Annotated in this window: 17 protein-coding genes and 2 tRNA genes; 12 read left to right on the top strand and 7 right to left on the bottom strand. The window is 62.5% G+C overall.

All coding sequences use genetic code 11. The annotated features are described in order from the left end of the window. The first annotated feature begins 44 nt into the window (after positions 1-44). Positions 45-860, top strand: coding sequence for a pyrroline-5-carboxylate reductase (gene proC, locus NL532_RS28745; RefSeq protein ID WP_023669294.1), 816 nt, complete (start codon positions 45-47; stop codon positions 858-860). Positions 861-882: 22 nt separating this feature from the next. On the opposite strand, the gene NL532_RS28750 is transcribed toward proC, so the two are convergent. The 7 genes from NL532_RS28750 to NL532_RS28780 all read right to left on the bottom strand — a co-directional run bounded on the left by NL532_RS28750 (position 883) and on the right by NL532_RS28780 (position 10,110). Beyond that, positions 883-1,782: an MBL fold metallo-hydrolase gene (locus tag NL532_RS28750; RefSeq protein ID WP_023827899.1), complete on the bottom strand. Its 900-nt coding sequence runs from the start codon at positions 1,780-1,782 to the stop codon at positions 883-885. A gap of 258 nt (positions 1,783-2,040) precedes the next feature. Then, positions 2,041-2,433, bottom strand: a complete 393-nt coding sequence (locus NL532_RS28755; RefSeq protein WP_023751972.1) for a type II toxin-antitoxin system VapC family toxin — start codon at positions 2,431-2,433, stop codon at positions 2,041-2,043. Beyond that, positions 2,433-2,675 carry a type II toxin-antitoxin system VapB family antitoxin gene (locus NL532_RS28760; protein WP_023689347.1) on the bottom strand — a complete coding sequence of 81 codons (243 nt, stop codon included), beginning with the start codon at positions 2,673-2,675 and terminating at the stop codon, positions 2,433-2,435. Before NL532_RS28760 ends, NL532_RS28755 begins: the two co-directional genes overlap by 1 nt. A gap of 71 nt (positions 2,676-2,746) precedes the next feature. Beyond that, on the bottom strand, positions 2,747-4,069 hold the full coding sequence (locus tag NL532_RS28765) for an NAD(P)H-dependent oxidoreductase (protein ID WP_023751971.1): 1,323 nt from the start codon (positions 4,067-4,069) through the stop codon (positions 2,747-2,749). Positions 4,070-4,222: 153 nt separating this feature from the next. Further along, entirely contained in the window at positions 4,223-5,617 is a 1,395-nt protein-coding gene (locus NL532_RS28770; protein ID WP_023827898.1) for a multicopper oxidase family protein, read from the bottom strand. Between the two features lie 181 nt (positions 5,618-5,798). Continuing rightward, a complete protein-coding gene (locus tag NL532_RS28775) occupies positions 5,799-9,671 on the bottom strand; it encodes a caspase family protein (RefSeq protein WP_081730875.1) in 3,873 nt (1,290 codons plus the stop codon). Positions 9,672-10,035: 364 nt separating this feature from the next. Next, positions 10,036-10,110 (bottom strand) — tRNA-Thr (locus NL532_RS28780). A gap of 150 nt (positions 10,111-10,260) precedes the next feature. Between NL532_RS28780 and NL532_RS28785 the strand changes: the two genes are divergently transcribed. The 11 genes from NL532_RS28785 (at position 10,261) to NL532_RS28835 (ending at position 17,915) form a co-directional block, all read left to right on the top strand. Continuing rightward, on the top strand, positions 10,261-10,455 hold the full coding sequence (locus tag NL532_RS28785; protein WP_023827896.1) for a hypothetical protein: 195 nt from the start codon (positions 10,261-10,263) through the stop codon (positions 10,453-10,455). A 142-nt stretch (positions 10,456-10,597) separates the two neighbouring features. After that, positions 10,598-11,890: a UDP-N-acetylglucosamine 1-carboxyvinyltransferase gene (gene murA, locus NL532_RS28790; protein ID WP_023827895.1), complete on the top strand. Its 1,293-nt coding sequence runs from the start codon at positions 10,598-10,600 to the stop codon at positions 11,888-11,890. A gap of 167 nt (positions 11,891-12,057) precedes the next feature. After that, the gene (locus tag NL532_RS28795) at positions 12,058-12,492 is read left to right on the top strand and encodes a DUF2948 family protein (RefSeq protein WP_023681909.1); all 435 of its coding nucleotides are present in this window, start codon (positions 12,058-12,060) and stop codon (positions 12,490-12,492) included. A gap of 134 nt (positions 12,493-12,626) precedes the next feature. Further along, on the top strand, positions 12,627-13,919 hold the full coding sequence (gene hisD, locus NL532_RS28800; protein ID WP_023827894.1) for a histidinol dehydrogenase: 1,293 nt from the start codon (positions 12,627-12,629) through the stop codon (positions 13,917-13,919). 6 nt (positions 13,920-13,925) lie between these two features. Continuing rightward, positions 13,926-14,411 (top strand): UPF0262 family protein, encoded by a 486-nt coding sequence (locus tag NL532_RS28805; RefSeq protein ID WP_023669283.1) that lies wholly within the window; start codon positions 13,926-13,928, stop codon positions 14,409-14,411. Then, complete coding sequence (locus tag NL532_RS28810; RefSeq protein ID WP_081725519.1) at positions 14,399-14,863, top strand: arsenate-mycothiol transferase ArsC; 465 nt, start codon at positions 14,399-14,401, stop codon at positions 14,861-14,863. The genes NL532_RS28805 and NL532_RS28810 overlap by 13 nt, the downstream gene beginning before the upstream one ends. Positions 14,864-15,048: 185 nt before the next feature. Continuing rightward, positions 15,049-15,267, top strand: a complete 219-nt coding sequence (infA, locus tag NL532_RS28815; protein ID WP_006200926.1) for a translation initiation factor IF-1 — start codon at positions 15,049-15,051, stop codon at positions 15,265-15,267. Positions 15,268-15,286: 19 nt separating this feature from the next. Beyond that, complete coding sequence (locus NL532_RS28820; RefSeq protein ID WP_023753867.1) at positions 15,287-15,913, top strand: Maf-like protein; 627 nt, start codon at positions 15,287-15,289, stop codon at positions 15,911-15,913. Then, positions 15,910-16,101: a DNA gyrase inhibitor YacG gene (gene yacG, locus NL532_RS28825; protein ID WP_023669280.1), complete on the top strand. Its 192-nt coding sequence runs from the start codon at positions 15,910-15,912 to the stop codon at positions 16,099-16,101. Before NL532_RS28820 ends, yacG begins: the two co-directional genes overlap by 4 nt. A gap of 214 nt (positions 16,102-16,315) precedes the next feature. After that, positions 16,316-16,391: transfer RNA gene (locus NL532_RS28830), tRNA-Phe, on the top strand. Positions 16,392-16,604: 213 nt separating this feature from the next. Next, positions 16,605-17,915, top strand: coding sequence for a tyrosine-type recombinase/integrase (locus NL532_RS28835; protein WP_023692407.1), 1,311 nt, complete (start codon positions 16,605-16,607; stop codon positions 17,913-17,915). Positions 17,916-18,075 lie beyond the last annotated feature (160 nt).

Here is an 18,075-nt window from a genome sequence, read left to right on the forward strand (position 1 = left end):
GCCCGCTAGCGTCTAAGGAGAACCCTTGTCTCGGAGGGCTCTCAATGACGATCAGGCTTGTTCTCGCCGGTTGCGGCAATATGGGTTACGCCATGCTTGCGGGCTGGCTGAAATCCGGCAAGCTTGCCCCGCAAGCCGTGTTCGTGGTCGAGCCCAATGCCGAATTGCGCAAGCGCGCCGAGCACCTCGGTTGCAGTGTCGCCGCGGACGCGAACGGCATCCCCGCCGACGCAGAGCCCGACCTCGTCGTCATCGCCGTCAAGCCGCAGGTGATCCGCGACGTCACCGCCGCCTACAAGCGCTTCGGCGACGGCAGGACCACCTTCGTCAGCATCGCCGCGGGCACGCCGGTCGCCACCTTCGAGCACATACTCGGCCATCTCGCGCCTGTCATCCGCTGCATGCCCAACACGCCGGCCGCGATCGGCAAGGGCATGATGGTGGTCTATTCCAACCCGCTGGTGACCGACGACATCAGGCGTTTCGTTGCCGAGCTGCTGTCGGCCAGCGGTGTGGTGACGACGATCGACGACGAAGGCCTGATGGACGCGGTGACGGCGGTTTCGGGGTCCGGTCCGGCCTACATCTTCCATTTCATCGAGGCGCTTACGGTTGCAGCCGAGAAGGCCGGGCTGCCGACCGAGACCGCCAGGCTGCTGGCCATGCAGACCGTCTATGGCGCTGCTGCACTCGCTGCCGAAAGCGGCGAGGAGCCCGGCGTCCTGCGCCAGCAGGTGACCAGCCCCAACGGAACCACGGCAGCCGCCCTTGCCGTGCTGATGGGCGAAGACCGGCTGACGAAGCTGCTGACCGAGGCGGTGGAAGCCGCGCGGCTGCGGTCGGTGGAATTGGGGAAGTAGCCGAGACGCTCGCGGGGCCGTATCAGCCCCACTTCATCTCACCCTTGGCGACCTTTGCGCCCAGTTCCAGGGACGAGACGTCAAGAAGATCGGGATAGCGCCGCTTCATCGCTGCAATCAGCTCGACGCTGGATTTCGCTTTTTCGGCTTCCTTATTGAAAGCTTCGAGGTAGGCGCGGGTGAATTCCACGGCCGCCAGACCGTCCGGTGCACCGGCTACCTGATGGGACGGCACCACGATGTTGGGTTTGCGGGACGCGATTTCGTTGAGCGCGGCAATCCATTTCTTGCGGTCGTCTACGGTTGGCTCGTCGGCAACCCAGACATGTACGCCGGACGAGATCAGCACGCCGCCGAACACCGCTTCAAGGCTGGGCACCCAGAGATACCGCCGGTCTTTCAGATCGGCGACGGTGACGATCTCGATCTTGTTTCCTTCGACTTCAAGTGAGGTGATATCGGATGCCTCGGGAATGACGACATCCGCCAGGACCTTCGGTCCATTGTCCTTGAGCTGCGGGCCCCAGACATCCAGCTTGGCTTGCACATTGGCTTTGATGGCCGCCACCGTCGCAGCGGCCGCGATGATCTTGGCGCCGGGGAAAGCATCCGCGACGGGATGCAGGCCAAAATAATAGTCAGGGTCGCTGCAACTGACATAGATCGTCGTCAGGGTCTTGCCCGTCGCCTTGATCGCATCCGCGACCGCACGGCCATCGGACAGGGTAAATCCGCCGTCGAGGAGGATGGCTTCTTTTTCCCCGGTCAGCAGCACCGGCGTGCGGCGGAAACCATTCTCGTCAGCCTGAAAATAGGTCCATTCCAGCTTGGCGGCGGCCCTGGCTGCAAAAGCCAGAGGCTGAAGCATGGCAACCATGCCCGTTGCCAGAAGGGTTTTCATCGTCTCGCGTCTTGTCCAAATGGTTTGCAAGATTTCAATCCTCAATGGGGGTTCAACTGATCGTTCGGAGATTGGCATCTCGGCATCGTTTGAAAAACCCGGATCAAAGAGACAGACTGTATGAATGGATCATACAATGGCAGCCGATGGGTCTGCGCCGTCAGCACGAGCGCAATGACCAGGCGTGTTGCGCGAGCAGGTCAAAAGCCCCATGGCGCGACCGCGGCAGCATTTGGCCTGCTGGGCGGGAGCGGCTGACGAAGCTGCTGGGGAGTAGGATCAGGCCAGATCGGTGTGGGAAAAGCCCTTCCCTTTGTAGAGCAAGGGCATCCCACGGCTTTTTGCCGAGGCATATGACAGGCAGTCAGCGAGATTGAGCTGAGCCGGGTGGCCGCGACCTTTGCCATAGTTCGAAAAAGCCTGGATCGCGAGCTTGGCATCACCGATTTCGATCGGAACCACCTCGATCTCGGCCTCACGCAGGAAGTCCTCTATCGCCTTTTCGGCGAAGAGCGGCTCCACCACCAACTTCGATGAAAGCCGCATCGCCGCTTCGAGCACGACCAGCGGAGATGTGATCCGTATCGAGGCCTGCCCGATCCGGCGGCTCCAATCGGCGGCGTCTTCCTCTCCGGCGAGGACAGCGATCACCACCGAGGTGTCGATGAACATCAGGAATGTCCCCACATCTCGTCGATCTCATCCTTAGTCAAATCCCTGCCGCCGCTTCCCGCCTTGGCCTTCAGATCGTTCGATATGGCGGCCAGCCGCTCAGCCAGCGGAACTCGTTCACGTTCGCGCTGAAGCTCGGATTCGAGCGCTTCGATCACCGCTTCGGTCAAGGAAATCTTTCGCTTTTCGGCAAGCTGCCGGGCGAGGTCACGGGCGCGCGGGTCTCTGATCTGGAGATTCATTCTGGAAGACTCCGTTCGCTGTCACTACAATATAGTGATCTTGTCATGACAAAGCCAGAGAGCTGGCCTGTTCATGCCATCTCAGCCCCGTAGAGCATATCATCCTGCAGCTTCCGCAAAGCGAACAGCCTCGTCGTGCGGTCGGGCGTAGCATTGTCGGCGGTGAGCAGTTCGCCCTTCCTCACCGGTTTCAGCACCTTGCCGCCTTCGAGCAGGCCGACCGGCACTGCGCGATTGGCGCGCGCCTCTTCGACGGTCATGGTCCATGAGCGGTAGCAAGTCTCGCCGATGGCATCGAAGGTCTCGCCCATGGCGAGATCGCGCTTGGCCACCGCGCAGACCTCGGCCACCGGCCTCGGCAGCGGCACCATGTCTGGCCGGCCATAGAGCATGATGCGCGCCGCGGTCAGCGGCACTTCCAGCGAGGTCAGGTGATACGGCCGGAAGAAGCTGTAGTAGGGGCCGTGGCCTATGTGCAGGTCGTCCATGCGCTCGACGATGCGCGGATGCGTCGCCTCGACGATGACGAACACGCCGGGCGCCACGCCCTTGCCGATGGTGTAGTCGACAACGCCCTTCTTCGACAGGATGCCGCCATCCGCCTTCGGGATGAGCACATTGGCCAGCTGATCGCGGTCGGCCTTTGGGCCGTGCATGCCGGGAACGTCTGGGACCAGCCCGGTGGCGTTGGCGATGGCGCCCATCTCGACCATGGTTTTGGAACCGTCGACGAATTCGACCAGCATGCGCGGGTTCATGTTGCGGCGGATCGCTTCCTCGCGATAGTCGTCCGGAACGGCATCGTGGTTGAGCGGGTTGTTCTTGCCCTTGCCAGCCGAGACGATGGTGTAGCCGAGCGCCGACGCAAATTCGATCAGCTCCATGCAGCTCGACGGCTCGTCGCCGGCGCCGACCGAATAGACGACGCCGAGCCGGTCTGCCTGCTGCTTGAGGTAGCAGCCGATGGTGACGTCGGCCTCGACATTCATCATCACCAGATGCTTGCCGTGCTCCATCGCCTTCAAGTCGAAATCGGCGGCGACACCAGGCTTGCCGGTGGCGTCTATGACGACGTCGATCAGCGGATTGGTGACCAGCATCTCGTTCGTGGTAATGGCGATTTTGCCCGCCTCGATCGCCGCGGTGACTTTCGAGCCCCTGTCCGCCTCGACCGCCATCGCCTCATCGCCATAGGCGATGCGGATGGCGTCACGGGCGGTGTGCGGGCGGCGTGTCGAGATGGCCGCGACCGAGATGCCGGGCATCAGCATGCCTTGCGTGACCAGGTCGGTGCCCATTTCGCCGGAGCCGATGACGCCGATGCGCACCGGGCGTCCCTCGGCGGCGCGCCTGGCGAGATCGCGGGCCAGTCCAGTCAGGGCGACATTGGTCATGCAAGCGTGTCCACGGCTTCTTGATTTGCAGGCGGGAATAGCAGGGAACGGCCCCGCTTTGCCAACGAAACCAGCGGACGGCGGCAATTTCTCCGGCAACAGGCCCGACAGGTGAGGCCAACCCCGGTAGAGGCTGATTGACCCGCCTCGGCGTCAAACCACCCTGATATAGCTCGTCATGCCGGTTTTCTGATGTTCGATGATGTGGCAGTGCAGCAGCCAGTCGCCGGGATTGTCCGCGACGAAACCAAGCTGAACCTTCTCGTTGGGCTGCATGAGATAGGTGTCGGAGATGACCGGCTGAACCTGGCGCGTCGAAGACGACAGCACCTTGAAGCTCATGCCGTGCAGATGCATGGGATGCGATTGCGGCGTCAGGTTTTCCAGGTCGATGACATAGCTTTGGCCGAGCTTCAGCTCGGCCAAAGGCGCGGTCGGGTCCGGCGTGTCGCCGGGCCACGGCACCTTGTTGATGGCCCAGAAGGAGTAGCCGAGCGTGCCACATATGCTGTCGCTCGGCACGTTTTCCGCGGTGGCGCTGAGCGAGAGCGCGATGTGTTTCGCGCTGGCGAGATCCACCTCCGGCACCGGGTTCGCTTCCAGCGGTGCGAGGTCGCGCAAATCGCGCTTGAGCGAGCTGCCGGTGGCGCGCAAGGTGGCGAGGACCTTGGGTTTGGTGCCTCTGATGTCGCCCAGGCTGACGATCGCGCCCTCCTGGTCAGGCATGCGGATGGCGAGCTCCATGCGCTGCCCCGGTCCGAGCAGCAAAGCATCGGGCGCAAAACGCTGCGGCACCGGATTGCCGTCCAGCGCGATGACCGCGGCCTGCCCACCCTCGACGCGAAAGGCGTAGATGCGGGTGACATCGGTGATGGCGACCCGCAGCCGCACCAACCCGCCGGCCGGCGCGTCGAATTGCGGCTGGTCGAGCCAGTTGGCGGTGCGCACCGTGCCATAGGTTCCGGTTTTTGCGGCATCGCGCGGCCGGAACTGCTGGATGAACTGGGCGTCGTCGCCTAGCCGCCAGTCGCGCAGATTGATGACCGCCTCCGCATCGAATTTCGGATCGCCCGGGTTCTCGACCACGATCACGCCGGTCAGGCCGTGGCCCATCTGCTCCAGCGTGTTGCAATGCGGGTGATACCAGAACGTGCCGGCGTCGGGCGGCGTGAAGGCATAGTCGAAATGATCGCCGGTGTAGACGTAAGGCTGAACCAGGAAAGGAACACCGTCCATCTTGTTTGGAACGCGAATGCCGTGCCAGTGGATGGTCGTCGGGTCGTCGATGGCGTTGACGAGACGCGCGGCAAAGGGCTCGCCTTTTTTCATCCGCAGTACAGGCGGCATGCCTGATTCACCATACGTCAGGACATCCCGGGTCTCGCCCGCATCCATGAACCTGGCCTGGATCTTTGCCGTCTTGAGCACCGCCGGCTCAGGTGTGACAGCTGCCCAACCGCTGAGCCTGGTCATTGCTGCCAGCCCGACGCCGCCAGCGCCGGCAACCGCAGCCGTTTTCAAAAGCCCGCGGCGGGTGAATAGGGTCATCTGGCGCTCCAACGGAATATGATACCTGTCGCCGTGAATGACGGGTGGCGACCGGCGCACAAGCCGATACTGCCACATCGCATCTCTGTCATGCCATGGCGAGCCGGTGACATCTGCTTGCGCAACAGCGTGAACGCTGGCGTGTCCACCATTCGCCCGCATCCGGGAGCGCGGGCTCGGATTAATGCAACTCGGCCAGCAACGCCTGTGCCTCGGCGAGGTTCTTTTCGGAACCGGCGGCGAGATCGTCCATCTTCTTGTCACGGAAGATGACGAGCGCGTCCTGGCATGCGGCGATCGCTTCCTGTGCCATCGCCTTGTCCTTGTGGGCGGCGCCCAGATCGACCAGCACGTCGCACAGGCTGTCCTGCGTGAAGGCGACAGCCGGCACCGAATTGATCTTCTTTTGCACCACGATCGCCTCGCGCAGGACCAGCACCGCCTCCTCGAAATGCGCGACATTGTTTTCGGCGCGGCCGGCCATGGTCAAGGCATAGCCCATCTCGTTGCGCGCATTGGCCCAACGTTCGGGATCGCGGTCGCGACCGAGCTGCTCGGCAAGCGCCCGGTTGACGACAATCGCCTCCTCGTACAATTCAGCCGAAGGCTCGCGGGCCGCGATCATGCTCAGCGTCTGCGCGAGACTGGTCTGGTTGTTGATCCAGAGATCGGGATCGCGGGAGATCGTTCGCACCGTGGCGAGGTCGCGGTAGATCTGAGCGGCTCGTTTCAGCTTGCCGACATCGTTCGCCCAGTAACCAAGACTCGACAGCCCGCCGGCGAGATTGTTCTGATTGTTCTCCCAGACAGCCAGCGCATTCTCGCGCGTTACTACGCTGAGCGCTGCGTCATAGGCGGCAATCGCGCGGGTGAGCAACTCGACGTCCTTGCCGTCCGCGGCCATCAGCAAGGCATTGCCGATATCGCCCTTGGTGCGCGCCCATTGCATGCGATCAGGAAAACCGTCGTAGATCCGCGCTGCCGTCTCGAAGCTCTCCACGGCCTTGGCGTAGAACGTGGCGTCGCCACCAATCCGGCCCTGGCTGTAGAGGGCAAAGCCGAGGTCGTAATTGATATTGGCCCACTCCTCCGGGTCGGCGTCCTTGGAGTAGGCGGGGAGCGCGGCTTCCAGCATGTCGGCTGCTTGCGCCAGCAAGTCCAGGTTGGATGTATTGTCGCCCAGGATCGACAGGGTCTGGCCGAGCACGCGCCGCGTCTGGCCGATCTCCGTGACATCACCGCCTTTCGTCTGCCCGTCGAGCGCCGCCCGCAGCGCGTCGACCGATTGCTGCAGCAGTTGATCGTCAGAGGCCAGCTTGCCTGACATCATCAACGCGCAGCCGAGGCGGAATTCCGTCTTGGCCCAATTGGCTGGGTCCTTGTCGCGGGTGCGAACCCTGAGCACCTGACCGTAGACATCGATCGCCTGCCGCAGGGTCGAGATGTCCCCCGCGCGTTCGCCCCAGTTCGATAGCGTGCCTGCAAGGCTGTAACCGATCGAAGCGAACTCGCGCGGCGCGGCGGTTGCGGTATAGACCTCCCATGCCTGACGATACGCGGTCACCGCCTGCATGTAGTAATCGGTTCCCGTATCGAGATCGCCGAGCGTGTCGTTGACCGATCCCAGATTCTGCTGCAGCGAAGCCCAGTCGAGCGGCAGTTTCTCACGCGGATATTCGGACAGAGCGGCCTGGTACGCGGTGGCTGCCTGCAGGAGCAGTTCCTTGTTCTTCTGCTTGGCGCCGAGGCGCTGCAAGGCGTTGCCGAGCGTCAGCTGGCCCTTGGCCCAGCTCGCCGCGGCGTGCTCGCGCGTCCAAACCGTAAGCGATGCAAGGGCGGCGTCGCGCGCCTGCTCAAGCGTGGCGACATCGCCGTTAATGGTTCCGATCGATTCCAGCGCCGTGCTCAGATTATTCTGGATTGTCGCCCATTGCGCCGGCGCGCGTTCCCTGGTCATTTCGCCGGTCGCCGCCTGATAGGCAGCAACCGCCTGCTGCATGGTCGCGATATCCTTTTCGCGCTCACCGAGGCGGTAGAGCGCTGCCCCCAGATTGACCTGGCTCAGCGCCCAGTCGAGCGGTACGCGCTCCCTGCTGTATTCGGTCAGCGCCGCACGATGCGCTTCGATTGCGGCGCGAAAACTGTCCGATGTGGTCTGGCGTTCGCCGATCTCGGACAGCACGATGCCGAGATTGTTCTGTGTCGCCGCCCATTCCAGCGGCAGTTTTTTCGACGACTGTACCTCGAGCGCCGAGCGGAAGGCCGCGACTGCCCGCTCAAGCAGTGCCGTCCCGTTCTCGCGCTGGCCGAGCCGCCAGTAGACCGTGCCCAGATTGCCATAGGTCGATGCCCAGTCGTCAGGGTAGGAGTCATGCGTATAGACGGTCAGCGCCTGCTCATAGGCGGCAGCTGCCTTGTCGAGGTTTTCGCGGCCGGCTTCCCGTTCGCCCAACGTAGCAAGCGTGGCGCCCATATTGTTCTGGGTGGCCGCCCAAAGCAGCGGCAACTTTTCGCGGGTCACATAGGTCAATGCCTGTTCATAGGCTGTCAGGGCCTGGGCGAGATACGCATTGTCGCCGGAGAAGTCCCCTTGTTCCGACAGAGCGTTGGCCTCTGCCGCCTTGTAGTAGAACGCGTCTTCGTCGCTCCATTTGGCAGCCTGCTCGAAGGCCTTGGCGTAATCCTGCGCCGCCTCCTTGAAGTTGAAGGAGATTTCATAAGTCCTGGCACTGCTGGCGAAGACCTTTGCGAATTCCAGCCGCTTTGCCTTCAGCTCGGCCTCGGCCTGGTCGACCGTAGACGAAAGTTCGCCGATGCGGGCCTTGGCCTGTTCGTTGAATTTCTGCGCCGCTTCGAGCGCGCCTTCCTGAACCGCCTGTTCGGCTAGTTTCGATAGCCTGGCAATTTGGGGGTCCGGGTTTTTCAAAGTCTCGCGTTCGGCCAACACGTGTTTCAGCCGTTCGGTCTGGCCACGCAGCAGCTTGTCGAGCTCAGCCGGATCCTTGGGTATGTCGACCCCGAGCGCCTTCAGCATGGCGTAGAGCCCATCCATCGGCACCTTGCCGTCACGCGATATGGTTTCGATCTGGCGGCGCTCCGGATCGGGTAGCGTCGAGATGGTCAGCAGGAGCTGGCGTCGCTCCCTGAGGATTTCGCCCTCATCGCCTTTCGGCGCCTCGGCGGGGGTGCCGAAATAGAGCAGCCGGCGCAGGCTCTCATTGACCCAGGGCCGCTGCTGGCCGTTGGTCTTGAGATAGACCTCCTCGCCGATCATGCGCAGAACGGTGCCGAATTCCTCGCCGCCCATCGTGTCGATGTGGCGCAGGATCGCTGCCGCATAAGGGCTGTTGCCGTCGGCCGGACCGTCCAGCGCAACCTTGCCGGGCTCGGCGGCAAAGGCTATGACCTGGCCGAGGCTGTCGTCGACCGAGCCCTTGGCCTCGGCGCCACCTTTCAGGGAAACCACGCCGCGCGTTTCGCCGAGACCGCCGGCGCCGATCGGCTTGCCTTCGTCGCCCGGCGCCAGCTTCAAGAGCGTGCCCGGCGGGAACGGATCGTTGCGGCAGGCGTCCAGCAGAACGATGGTGACCGGCACCTTGGCCTTCAGTTCGGCGACGATGGACGACAGCGGCACCAGCTTTTCGCCGGCATTGTCGAGCGCCGAGATATCGGCATCGACAGGGACTAGATAATTCTCGCCGGCGGCTTCGATGCCGTGGCCGGAATAGTAGATGATGGCGACATCGGCGCCCTCGGCATCGTCGACGAAGCCTTCGAGATCGCGCCGCAATTTGCGCGCGTCGCGGTTGGTGGCGACATTGGTCTCGAAGCCGAGCCTGTCGAACATCTCCTCGATGGCGCGGGCGTCGTTTTCCGGATTGGGCAGTTTGCCGACATGCTGGTAGTCGGACTGACCGATGATGAGCGCGACGCCTTTCAGCGCCTTCGGCTCTTCAGCCAAAGCGGGGCCAAACGCGCATAGGCACAGCGCCAGTGCCGCAGCAATTGCCGCGCACATGCGCCCTGTCGCACCTGCCGTTCGCCCGAAGAGCATTCTCTACCCCAAAACCCAACGCTATCTTCCGCAGGCGAGATGGCATCATGATGGCCGGCCGATGGCAAGTCCTTGGGCGAGCTGTGTTCTTGTGGTGGATATGCGTACGAGGCGGCTGGCTTTCAGCGTGCGAGCGGTAGTGTTCAGCATGCCGGATACGGCCAGTCCGGCCTGTTCATGAGTTGACAGGTCCGGACTTGTTGAGCAGTCGTCCGGCCCCGTAGAGCCTCTTTCTCTCAATGTTTCCGGGCGAGGGGGCCACGGTTGGATGCGCGGGATTGGCACTTTTGCGTCAGCCGGCTTTTTTGGTCCGCAACAAGACCCCGACTTCGCGACTGCATCTTTTAAATCAAAGGGAATGAACTGGTGCTGCGAGAGAGGATTGAACTCTCGACCTCTCCCTTACCAAGGGAGTGCTCTACCACTGAGCTACCGCAGCCGCTGATGGCGGGGCTTCTGCCATATAGAACCGGCAAGCGCAAGGCGTCTGTGAAAGGCTTTGCCAGACAAGTTTCGCTGACATGGCGGCGCCACAATGCTAGCTATCCCTTGAACGGCAGGCCCTGCCAGTCGCGGGCGGGACGGAACGATGGACGACAAGACAATTCCACCGAAAAAGGCTGATCCGGCAAAAAAGGACGGGACTAACCGCAAGGACCGTCTGGCCGAGCAGCTGCGCGCCAATCTCATGAAGCGCAAGACGCAAGCGCGCTCGCGGCGCACCGGTGATCCTGACCAGCGGCCCGAAGGACTGCCGGCTGCTGAAAAAATGCACAAGGACTGACCGATATCAGCCACACTGGCCGGTCACCTTGGCCAAAGGGGCTCAGAAATCCTATTTCTTGAACCAAGCCGGCCAATGGTCTAGACGGGCCGATACTCAAACTGACGAAAACCGGCCTATCGGGCCGAGGGGACATTCTCTCATGGATCGCATCAGAATTGTCGGCGGCAACAAGCTCGCCGGAAGCATTCCGATTTCGGGCGCGAAAAACGCTGCTTTGCCGCTGATGATCGCCTCGCTGCTCACCGACGACACGCTGACGCTGGAAAACGTGCCGCATCTGGCCGATGTCGAGCAGCTGATCCGCATTCTCGGCAATCACGGCGTCGACTATTCGGTCAACGGCCGCCGCGAGAAGCAGAATGAGGGCTATTCGCGCACCATCAATTTCTCGGCCCGCAACATCGTCGACACGACCGCGCCTTACGAGCTGGTGTCGAAGATGCGGGCGTCGTTCTGGGTGATCGGCCCGCTGCTGGCCCGCATGGGCGAGGCGAAAGTGTCGCTGCCGGGCGGTTGCGCCATCGGCACGCGCCCGGTCGACCTGTTCCTCGAGGGCTTGCAGGCGCTGGGCGCCGACATCGATGTCGACACCGGCTATGTGCTGGCAAAGACCACGAATGGCCGCCTTGTCGGCAATCGCTATGTGTTCCCGAAAGTCTCCGTCGGCGCCACCCATGTGCTGATGATGGCGGCGGCGCTCGCCAAGGGCGAGACGGTGCTGGAAAACGCCGCCTGCGAGCCCGAAATCGTCAACCTCGCCGAATGCCTCAACGCCATGGGCGCAAAAATTTCCGGCGCCGGCACTCCAACCATCACCATCGATGGCGTCGAATCGCTGTCGGGCGCGCGCGTGCGCGTCATCCCCGACCGCATCGAGACCGGCACCTATGCCATGGCGGTGGCCATGACCGGCGGTGATGTCGTGCTCGAAGGCGCCCGCCCCGAGCTGCTGCAGACCGCGTTGGATGTGATTGCCCAGACCGGTACCGAGATCACGCCGACCAACTCCGGCATTCGCGTTAAGCGCAACGGCGCCGGCATTTCGCCGGTCGACGTAACGACGGCGCCCTTTCCGGCCTTCCCGACCGATCTGCAGGCGCAGTTCATGGGCCTGATGACCATGGCCAAGGGCAAGTCGCGCATCACCGAGACCATCTTCGAAAACCGCTTCATGCATGTGCAGGAACTGGCCCGGCTCGGCGCCCACATCACGCTGTCCGGCCAAACGGCGATCGTCGCCGGCGTCGCCAAGCTGAAGGGCGCACCCGTCATGGCGACCGATCTGCGCGCCTCGGTGTCGCTGGTCATCGCCGGTCTGGCGGCCGAAGGCGAAACGACGGTCAACCGCGTCTACCACCTCGACCGCGGTTTTGAGCGGCTGGAAGAAAAGCTCTCCAATTGCGGCGCGGTGATCGAGCGGATTTCAGCTTAACCGCACGGCAGTTGCTTCAGACAGACAGGCGTCTGGTGCTGCCTTCATTCACCGCCAACACTTCAAACCCGAGGCCCTAGCCTCGGGTTGAGTTTGTGTCGCGGTTGCACGGACCGGAAAGACCGCCTAACAGAAGGCTGAAACCAACTTTCAGGTGTGCATTCGGCATGGCAGCCCTCAAACTCATTGCGCTCGACGATCAGGATCTGAGCATCGTCTCGGCTCACGTCCAGGACGCCGTGATGAAGGTCTCGGATCTCGAATACCTGCCTTCGGCCAAGCGTTTCATATTGACCATGAACCGCTTCGTCTGGGAGGCGAAATCCGGACTGTTCAGCAAGCACAATGAGCGGCGCCAGGCGGTGTTGCATTTCGACCGCGTGCTCGGCGCCAAGACCAGCGGCATTGCCCGCGATCGGCCGGCCGAGGTGCTGTCGCTGCTGGCAATCAGCTTTATCGAAATCAGCAAGCCGGCCGGCATCGTCGAATTGGTCTTTTCCGGCGGCGGCGCGATCATGCTCGACGTCGAATGCATCGAGGCGCGGCTTGCCGACATAGGCGGCGCCTGGGAAGCCACCTCGCGTCCGGTGCACAGGGTCTAGAGCATGATCCCAAAAAGTGGGTGCCGGTTTTTGTTGGACAAAACGGGAATTGTTTGTCCAGAGATCATGCTCCAACAAAGGGCTAGATCATGATGAGATTTCAAGCAAATCTCACCATGATCTAGACGCAGCCGATGGCCATTACGCTTATCCAATCCGCTGCCGGTTTCGCGCAGCGTTTCGCCGCCTTCCTGACCACCAAGCGGGAAGTATCGGAGGACGTCGACACTGCCGTGCGCGCCATCATTGCGCGGGTTCGTGCCGAGGGCGACGCTGCCCTGGTCGACTACACGCTGAAATTCGACAAGGCCGACCTCAATAGTCTCGGCATCGCCGTGTCGAAGGACGACATCGCGCAGGCCTACAAAGACGCCGATCCGCAGACGGTCGATGCGCTCAAGTTCGCGCGCGACCGCATCCGATCCCATCACGAGCGACAAATGCCCAAGGACGATCGCTATACCGATGCCGCCGGGGTCGAGTTGGGTTCGCGCTGGACGGCGATCGAGGCGGTCGGGCTCTATGTGCCGGGCGGCACGGCAAGCTATCCAAGCTCGGTGCTGATGAACGCCGTGCCGGCCAGGGTGGCGGGCGTCGAGCGCATCGTCATCGTCGTGCCGGCGCCGGGCGGCATCATCAATCCGCTGGTGCTGGTGGCAGCCGATATATCAGGCGTTTCGGAGATTTACCGCGTCGGCGGCGCGCAGGCGATTGCCGCCCTTGCCTATGGCACGCAGACGATCCGGCCGGTCGCCAAGATCGTCGGGCCCGGCAATGCCTATGTCGCCGCCGCCAAGCGCCAGGTGTTCGGCACGGTCGGCATCGACATGATCGCCGGACCGTCTGAAGTGCTGGTCGTGGCCGACGGCAGCAACGATCCCGACTGGATTGCCGCTGATCTTCTCGCTCAGGCCGAGCATGACGTGTCGGCGCAGTCGATCCTCATCACCGACGATCCCGCCTTCGGCAAGGCCGTCGAACAGGCGGTCGAGCGGCAGCTGCAGAGCCTGTCGCGCGCCGAGACGGCGGCTGCCAGCTGGCGCGATTTCGGCGCGGTGATCCTGGTGGAGACCATCGAGGCCGCGCTGCCGCTGGTCGACCGCATCGCCGCGGAACATGTCGAGCTTGCTATCGACGATGCCGAAGGCTTCCTGGCCAGGATGCGCAATGCGGGTGCTGTGTTTCTGGGACGCCATACGCCCGAAGTCATCGGCGACTATGTCGGCGGCTCCAACCACGTGCTGCCGACGGCGCGTTCGGCGCGCTTCTCTTCGGGCCTGTCGGTGCTCGATTTCGTCAAGCGCACCTCGATCCTGAAGCTCGGGCCGGAGCAGCTGAGAGCACTTGCGCCGGCGGCGATTGCGCTGGCCAAGGCGGAAGGCCTCGACGCGCATGGCCGCTCCGTCGCCATCCGGCTGAACATGTAGGCGGCGATGGCGGACGGCGATCAAACCCGCGCAAGGCTGATCGATGTCGAGCTCGACGAATCGATCGGCCGTTCGACGCCCGATGTCGAACATGAGCGCGCGGTGGCGATCTTCGACCTGATCGAAGAAAACAGCTTTCAGCCGGTCAATGATGACGGCGCCGGGCCTTATCGGCTGAAGCTCTCGCTGGCCGAATCCCGGCTGGTGTTTGCGGTCGCCCGCGAGGATGGTGCTGATGTCGTCACCCATATCCTGTCGCTGACGCCGCTCAGGCGCATCGTCAAGGACTACTACCTGATCTGCGAAAGCTATTACGACGCCATCCGCTCCTCGACACCGAGCCATATCGAGGCGATCGACATGGGCCGGCGCGGCCTGCACAATGAAGGCTCGCAGACGTTGATGGACCGGCTGGCCGGCAAGATCGACATCGACTTCGACACGGCGCGGCGGCTGTTCACGCTGGTCTGTGTGCTGCACTGGCGGGGTTAGACCTGACTGGGGCGCCCCGCTCGATCCTGTTCTTGTGCGGCATGAACGCCGTGCGCTCGCCGATGGCCGAGCAGCTGGCGCGGCGCATGCTGCCGCCGGCCACTTTCGTCGCCTCTGCCGGCGTGCACAGGGGCGAGCGCGATCCGTTCGTCGACGCGGTGCTGGCCGAAGAGGGCCTGACGCTGGGCGAGCGCCAGCCGCGCTCGATGGACGATCTCGAGGACGATTATTTCGACCTGATCGTCACCCTGGCGCCGGAAGCCCACCACGCCGCGCTCGAACTCACCCGCTCGCTTGCCGTCGACGTCGAATACTGGCCGATGCCGGATCCGACCGATGTCGGCGGCAGGCGCGAGCAGATCATGGCCAGCTATCGCGACGTGAGAGAACGGCTGAAAGCGCGCATTAGCCGACGTTTTCTGCTTCCGGAGGTAAAAAACGCGGCGGATTGATGCATGTCGCTCAAAAGCGGTCCCGGTTTTGAGACAACGACATGCATAAAACGAAAGCTTGGAGCGCGTCGCTTATGACGCGATCTAAGCGTGTTCACAAGCGCACGATTATCATATAGGTTCCGCCGAAATTCCGGCCTGGGCGCTCCAGGGCGCCGGAACTGCAATCCAAGCAAAGGTATCGAATGCCGAAGGAAGAAGTCCTCGAGTTTCCGGGTGTCGTGACGGAATTGTTGCCCAACGCGATGTTCCGGGTGAAGCTCGAAAACGAACACGAGATCATCGCCCATACGGCCGGCCGCATGCGCAAGAACCGCATCCGTGTGCTGACCGGCGACAAGGTCCTGGTCGAGATGACGCCCTATGACCTGACCAAGGGCCGCATCACCTACCGTTTCAAGTAACAGTCCGGCGCGAACCGCGATGAGCATCCTGCAGAAGCTCGTGCTTGCCTCTGGTTCGCCGCGCCGGATCGAACTGTTGCAACAGGCCGGCATCGAGCCGGGCCGCGTGCTGCCGGCCGATGTCGACGAAACGCCGCTGCGCGCCGAACATCCGCGCTCGCTGGCCAAGCGGCTGTCGAAGGAAAAGGCGGAGAAGGCGCTGGCGTCGCTGAAAAGCGAGGAAGATTATGCGCCAAGCTTCGTGCTGGCCGCCGATACGGTGGTCGCGGTCGGACGCCGCATCCTGCCCAAGGCCGAGACGCTGGACGACGCCGCCAATTGCCTCGGACTGCTTTCGGGCCGTTCGCACCGGGTCTATTCCGGCATCTGCCTGATTACGCCGGGCGGCAAGCTGCGCCAAAGGCTGGTTGAATCCAGGGTACGCTTCAAGCGGCTTCCGCGCGAGGAGATCGACGCCTATGTCGCCTCCGGCGAATGGCGCGGCAAGGCCGGGGGCTATGCCGTCCAGGGTCTCGCCGGTTCGTTCGTCGTCAAGCTGGTCGGCTCCTACACCAACATTGTCGGCCTGCCGCTCTACGAGACGGTGGCGCTGCTTTCGGGCGAAGGCTTCAAGGTCCACACCAGCTGGCATACCGCGCGGCCATGAGCCTGGACGATAAGGTCACACCACTGCGCCCGAAGCGCCCCTGCCCCGAATGCGGCAAGCCGTCGGCGCGCGAGACCTATCCGTTCTGCTCGAAGCGCTGCAAGGACATCGACCTCAACCGCTGGCTGAAGGGCGCCTATGTCATCACCGCGCGGGATGACGAGGACGAGAGCGACGAGCCGAAGTAGGGTTTGGGCGGTGCCGGCCGCGCAATTCCACTTCGCCGACCTTACGCAATTGCTGCTTTGCCGGCGTCGGTATTGTCTGCGACAATTGCCCCGGAAAATCAGCGCTTAGGCGCTGGACAGGCCGGATTCCCGTGCTATAACCCACGCGCTTTCAAGGGGTGCGCCACGGCGCTTTCCTGAAATCCGGTCAGGCGATGTCTCGTTTGCCGGCGAGGCCCAGATAGCTCAGTTGGTAGAGCAGCGGACTGAAAATCCGCGTGTCGGTGGTTCGAATCCGCCTCTGGGCACCATGCCCCCTTCTCCCGGCACTCCCTTTCACCGAACCTTCTACGCTGCAGCTTCTGCAACCGCTTGGAATTGTTGGTCTTTTGCAGTCGCATTTGCGCGGTTAAGCGGGACACGGAGCGCTTCAGGAGCATTTGGTCCAACGAGGCGGGGGGATGGTATTTCCGTTGGTATTCGACATCCTGATGGTATCGAAACAGCCAAGGGAGACCTGACGAATGCCCCTCTCCGACGTGAAATGTCGAAATGCCCGCCCTGCTTCCAAGCTCGTGAAATTATCTGATGGGGGCGGGCTTCAGCTATGGGTACAGCCCACGGGCTCTCGCCTCTGGCGGCTCGCCTACCGCTTTGACGGCAAGCAGAAACTGCTCGCGCTGGGCAGCTATCCCCTTATCTCTCTCGCCGAGGCACGGGAGGCGCGCGATGACGCTAAAAGGCTTCTGCTAGCTGGCGTCGACCCTGGAAAGGAACGCAGCTTGCGGAAGGCCGATTCGGCAAAGGACTCCTTTCGCTCAATAGCGGACGAATATGTTGACAAACTAAAGAAGGAGGGACGTGCCGACCGGACGATCAGCAAGGTCAAATGGCTGCTCGACTTTGCCTATCCGATAATCGGCGACAAGTGCATTCGGGAGATCGACCCGGCCACCATCCTTACCGCCCTCCGCCGCGTGGAGGTTCGCGGTCGATACGAGTCGGCCAGGCGACTGCGCTCCACGATCGGCAGCGTGTTTCGATACGCAATCGCGACCGCACGCGCCGAGACAGATCCGACCTTCGCCCTCAGAGGCGCACTCATCAGTCCGACGGTAACGTCTCGCGCCGCGATTACCGATCCGAAGGCCTTGGGCGGTTTGCTGAGGGCGATCGATGCATTTGACGGACAGCCTACAACCCGGGCCGGTCTGATGCTGATGGCGCTGCTGTTTCCCCGCCCCGGGGAGCTTCGCGTCGCTGAATGGGAAGAGTTCGATTTTGAAAGCTCGGTGTGGACCATCCCTGAAGCACGCATGAAAATGCGACGGCCGCACCGCATACCCCTATCAAAGCAGGCGATCAGCGTCCTGACTTCACTCAGGGAAATTTCTGGTGGTGGATCGCTGCTGTTTCCTAGTGTTCGATCGGCTTCACGTCCGATTTCCGACAATACGCTAAACGCCGCACTACGTCGTATGGGTTACGGCAAGGAAGAAGCTACCGCGCACGGCTTTCGAGCAACGGCATCAACTTTGCTGAACGAATGCGGCGAGTGGCATCCGGACGCGATAGAGCGGCAGCTGGCCCACATTGAGAACAACGACGTTCGGCGCGCCTATGCCCGGGCAGAGCACTGGGAGGAGCGCATCAACATGATGCAGTGGTGGGCCGATTATCTGGATGAACTCAAGAGCAAAAACCCGCGGGTGAACTCAACCGAGGGACGCCGCAAGCCTGCTGTCCATACAATAACGCGACCATCCACTTTGAACCAAACAGCGGCCGTTCATCAAAGGCCGATACAAATCTCCAACCGCCGGAAATCATACTGACCGTCGAAAAACGCCGAAACTCGTCGCCAAGTCGTAGGCCCGGAGGGGTCAACTTTCTTTCCAGGACACTATTAAGGTTAGCGGATGATGACGGTTGGTTTGGGGCCGAAAGCAGATAGCCTGTTCTCAGGATAATGCAATCAAGAAGCGGGCATTGCGT

Source organism: Mesorhizobium sp. C120A, assembly GCF_030323105.1.
Classification (GTDB): Bacteria; Pseudomonadota; Alphaproteobacteria; order Rhizobiales; family Rhizobiaceae; genus Mesorhizobium.

Coding starts and splice junctions, on each gene's coding strand:
- proC (WP_023669294.1), top strand. CDS start 45: ATGACGATCAGGCTTGTTCTCGCCGGTTGCGGCAATATGGGTTACGCC.
- NL532_RS28755 (WP_023751972.1), bottom strand. CDS start 2,433: ATGTTCATCGACACCTCGGTGGTGATCGCTGTCCTCGCCGGAGAGGAA.
- NL532_RS28760 (WP_023689347.1), bottom strand. CDS start 2,675: ATGAATCTCCAGATCAGAGACCCGCGCGCCCGTGACCTCGCCCGGCAG.
- NL532_RS28765 (WP_023751971.1), bottom strand. CDS start 4,069: ATGACCAATGTCGCCCTGACTGGACTGGCCCGCGATCTCGCCAGGCGC.
- NL532_RS28770 (WP_023827898.1), bottom strand. CDS start 5,617: ATGACCCTATTCACCCGCCGCGGGCTTTTGAAAACGGCTGCGGTTGCC.
- NL532_RS28775 (WP_081730875.1), bottom strand. CDS start 9,671: ATGCTCTTCGGGCGAACGGCAGGTGCGACAGGGCGCATGTGCGCGGCA.
- NL532_RS28785 (WP_023827896.1), top strand. CDS start 10,261: ATGGACGACAAGACAATTCCACCGAAAAAGGCTGATCCGGCAAAAAAG.
- murA (WP_023827895.1), top strand. CDS start 10,598: ATGGATCGCATCAGAATTGTCGGCGGCAACAAGCTCGCCGGAAGCATT.
- NL532_RS28795 (WP_023681909.1), top strand. CDS start 12,058: ATGGCAGCCCTCAAACTCATTGCGCTCGACGATCAGGATCTGAGCATC.
- hisD (WP_023827894.1), top strand. CDS start 12,627: ATGGCCATTACGCTTATCCAATCCGCTGCCGGTTTCGCGCAGCGTTTC.
- NL532_RS28805 (WP_023669283.1), top strand. CDS start 13,926: ATGGCGGACGGCGATCAAACCCGCGCAAGGCTGATCGATGTCGAGCTC.
- infA (WP_006200926.1), top strand. CDS start 15,049: ATGCCGAAGGAAGAAGTCCTCGAGTTTCCGGGTGTCGTGACGGAATTG.
- NL532_RS28820 (WP_023753867.1), top strand. CDS start 15,287: ATGAGCATCCTGCAGAAGCTCGTGCTTGCCTCTGGTTCGCCGCGCCGG.
- yacG (WP_023669280.1), top strand. CDS start 15,910: ATGAGCCTGGACGATAAGGTCACACCACTGCGCCCGAAGCGCCCCTGC.
- NL532_RS28835 (WP_023692407.1), top strand. CDS start 16,605: ATGCCCCTCTCCGACGTGAAATGTCGAAATGCCCGCCCTGCTTCCAAG.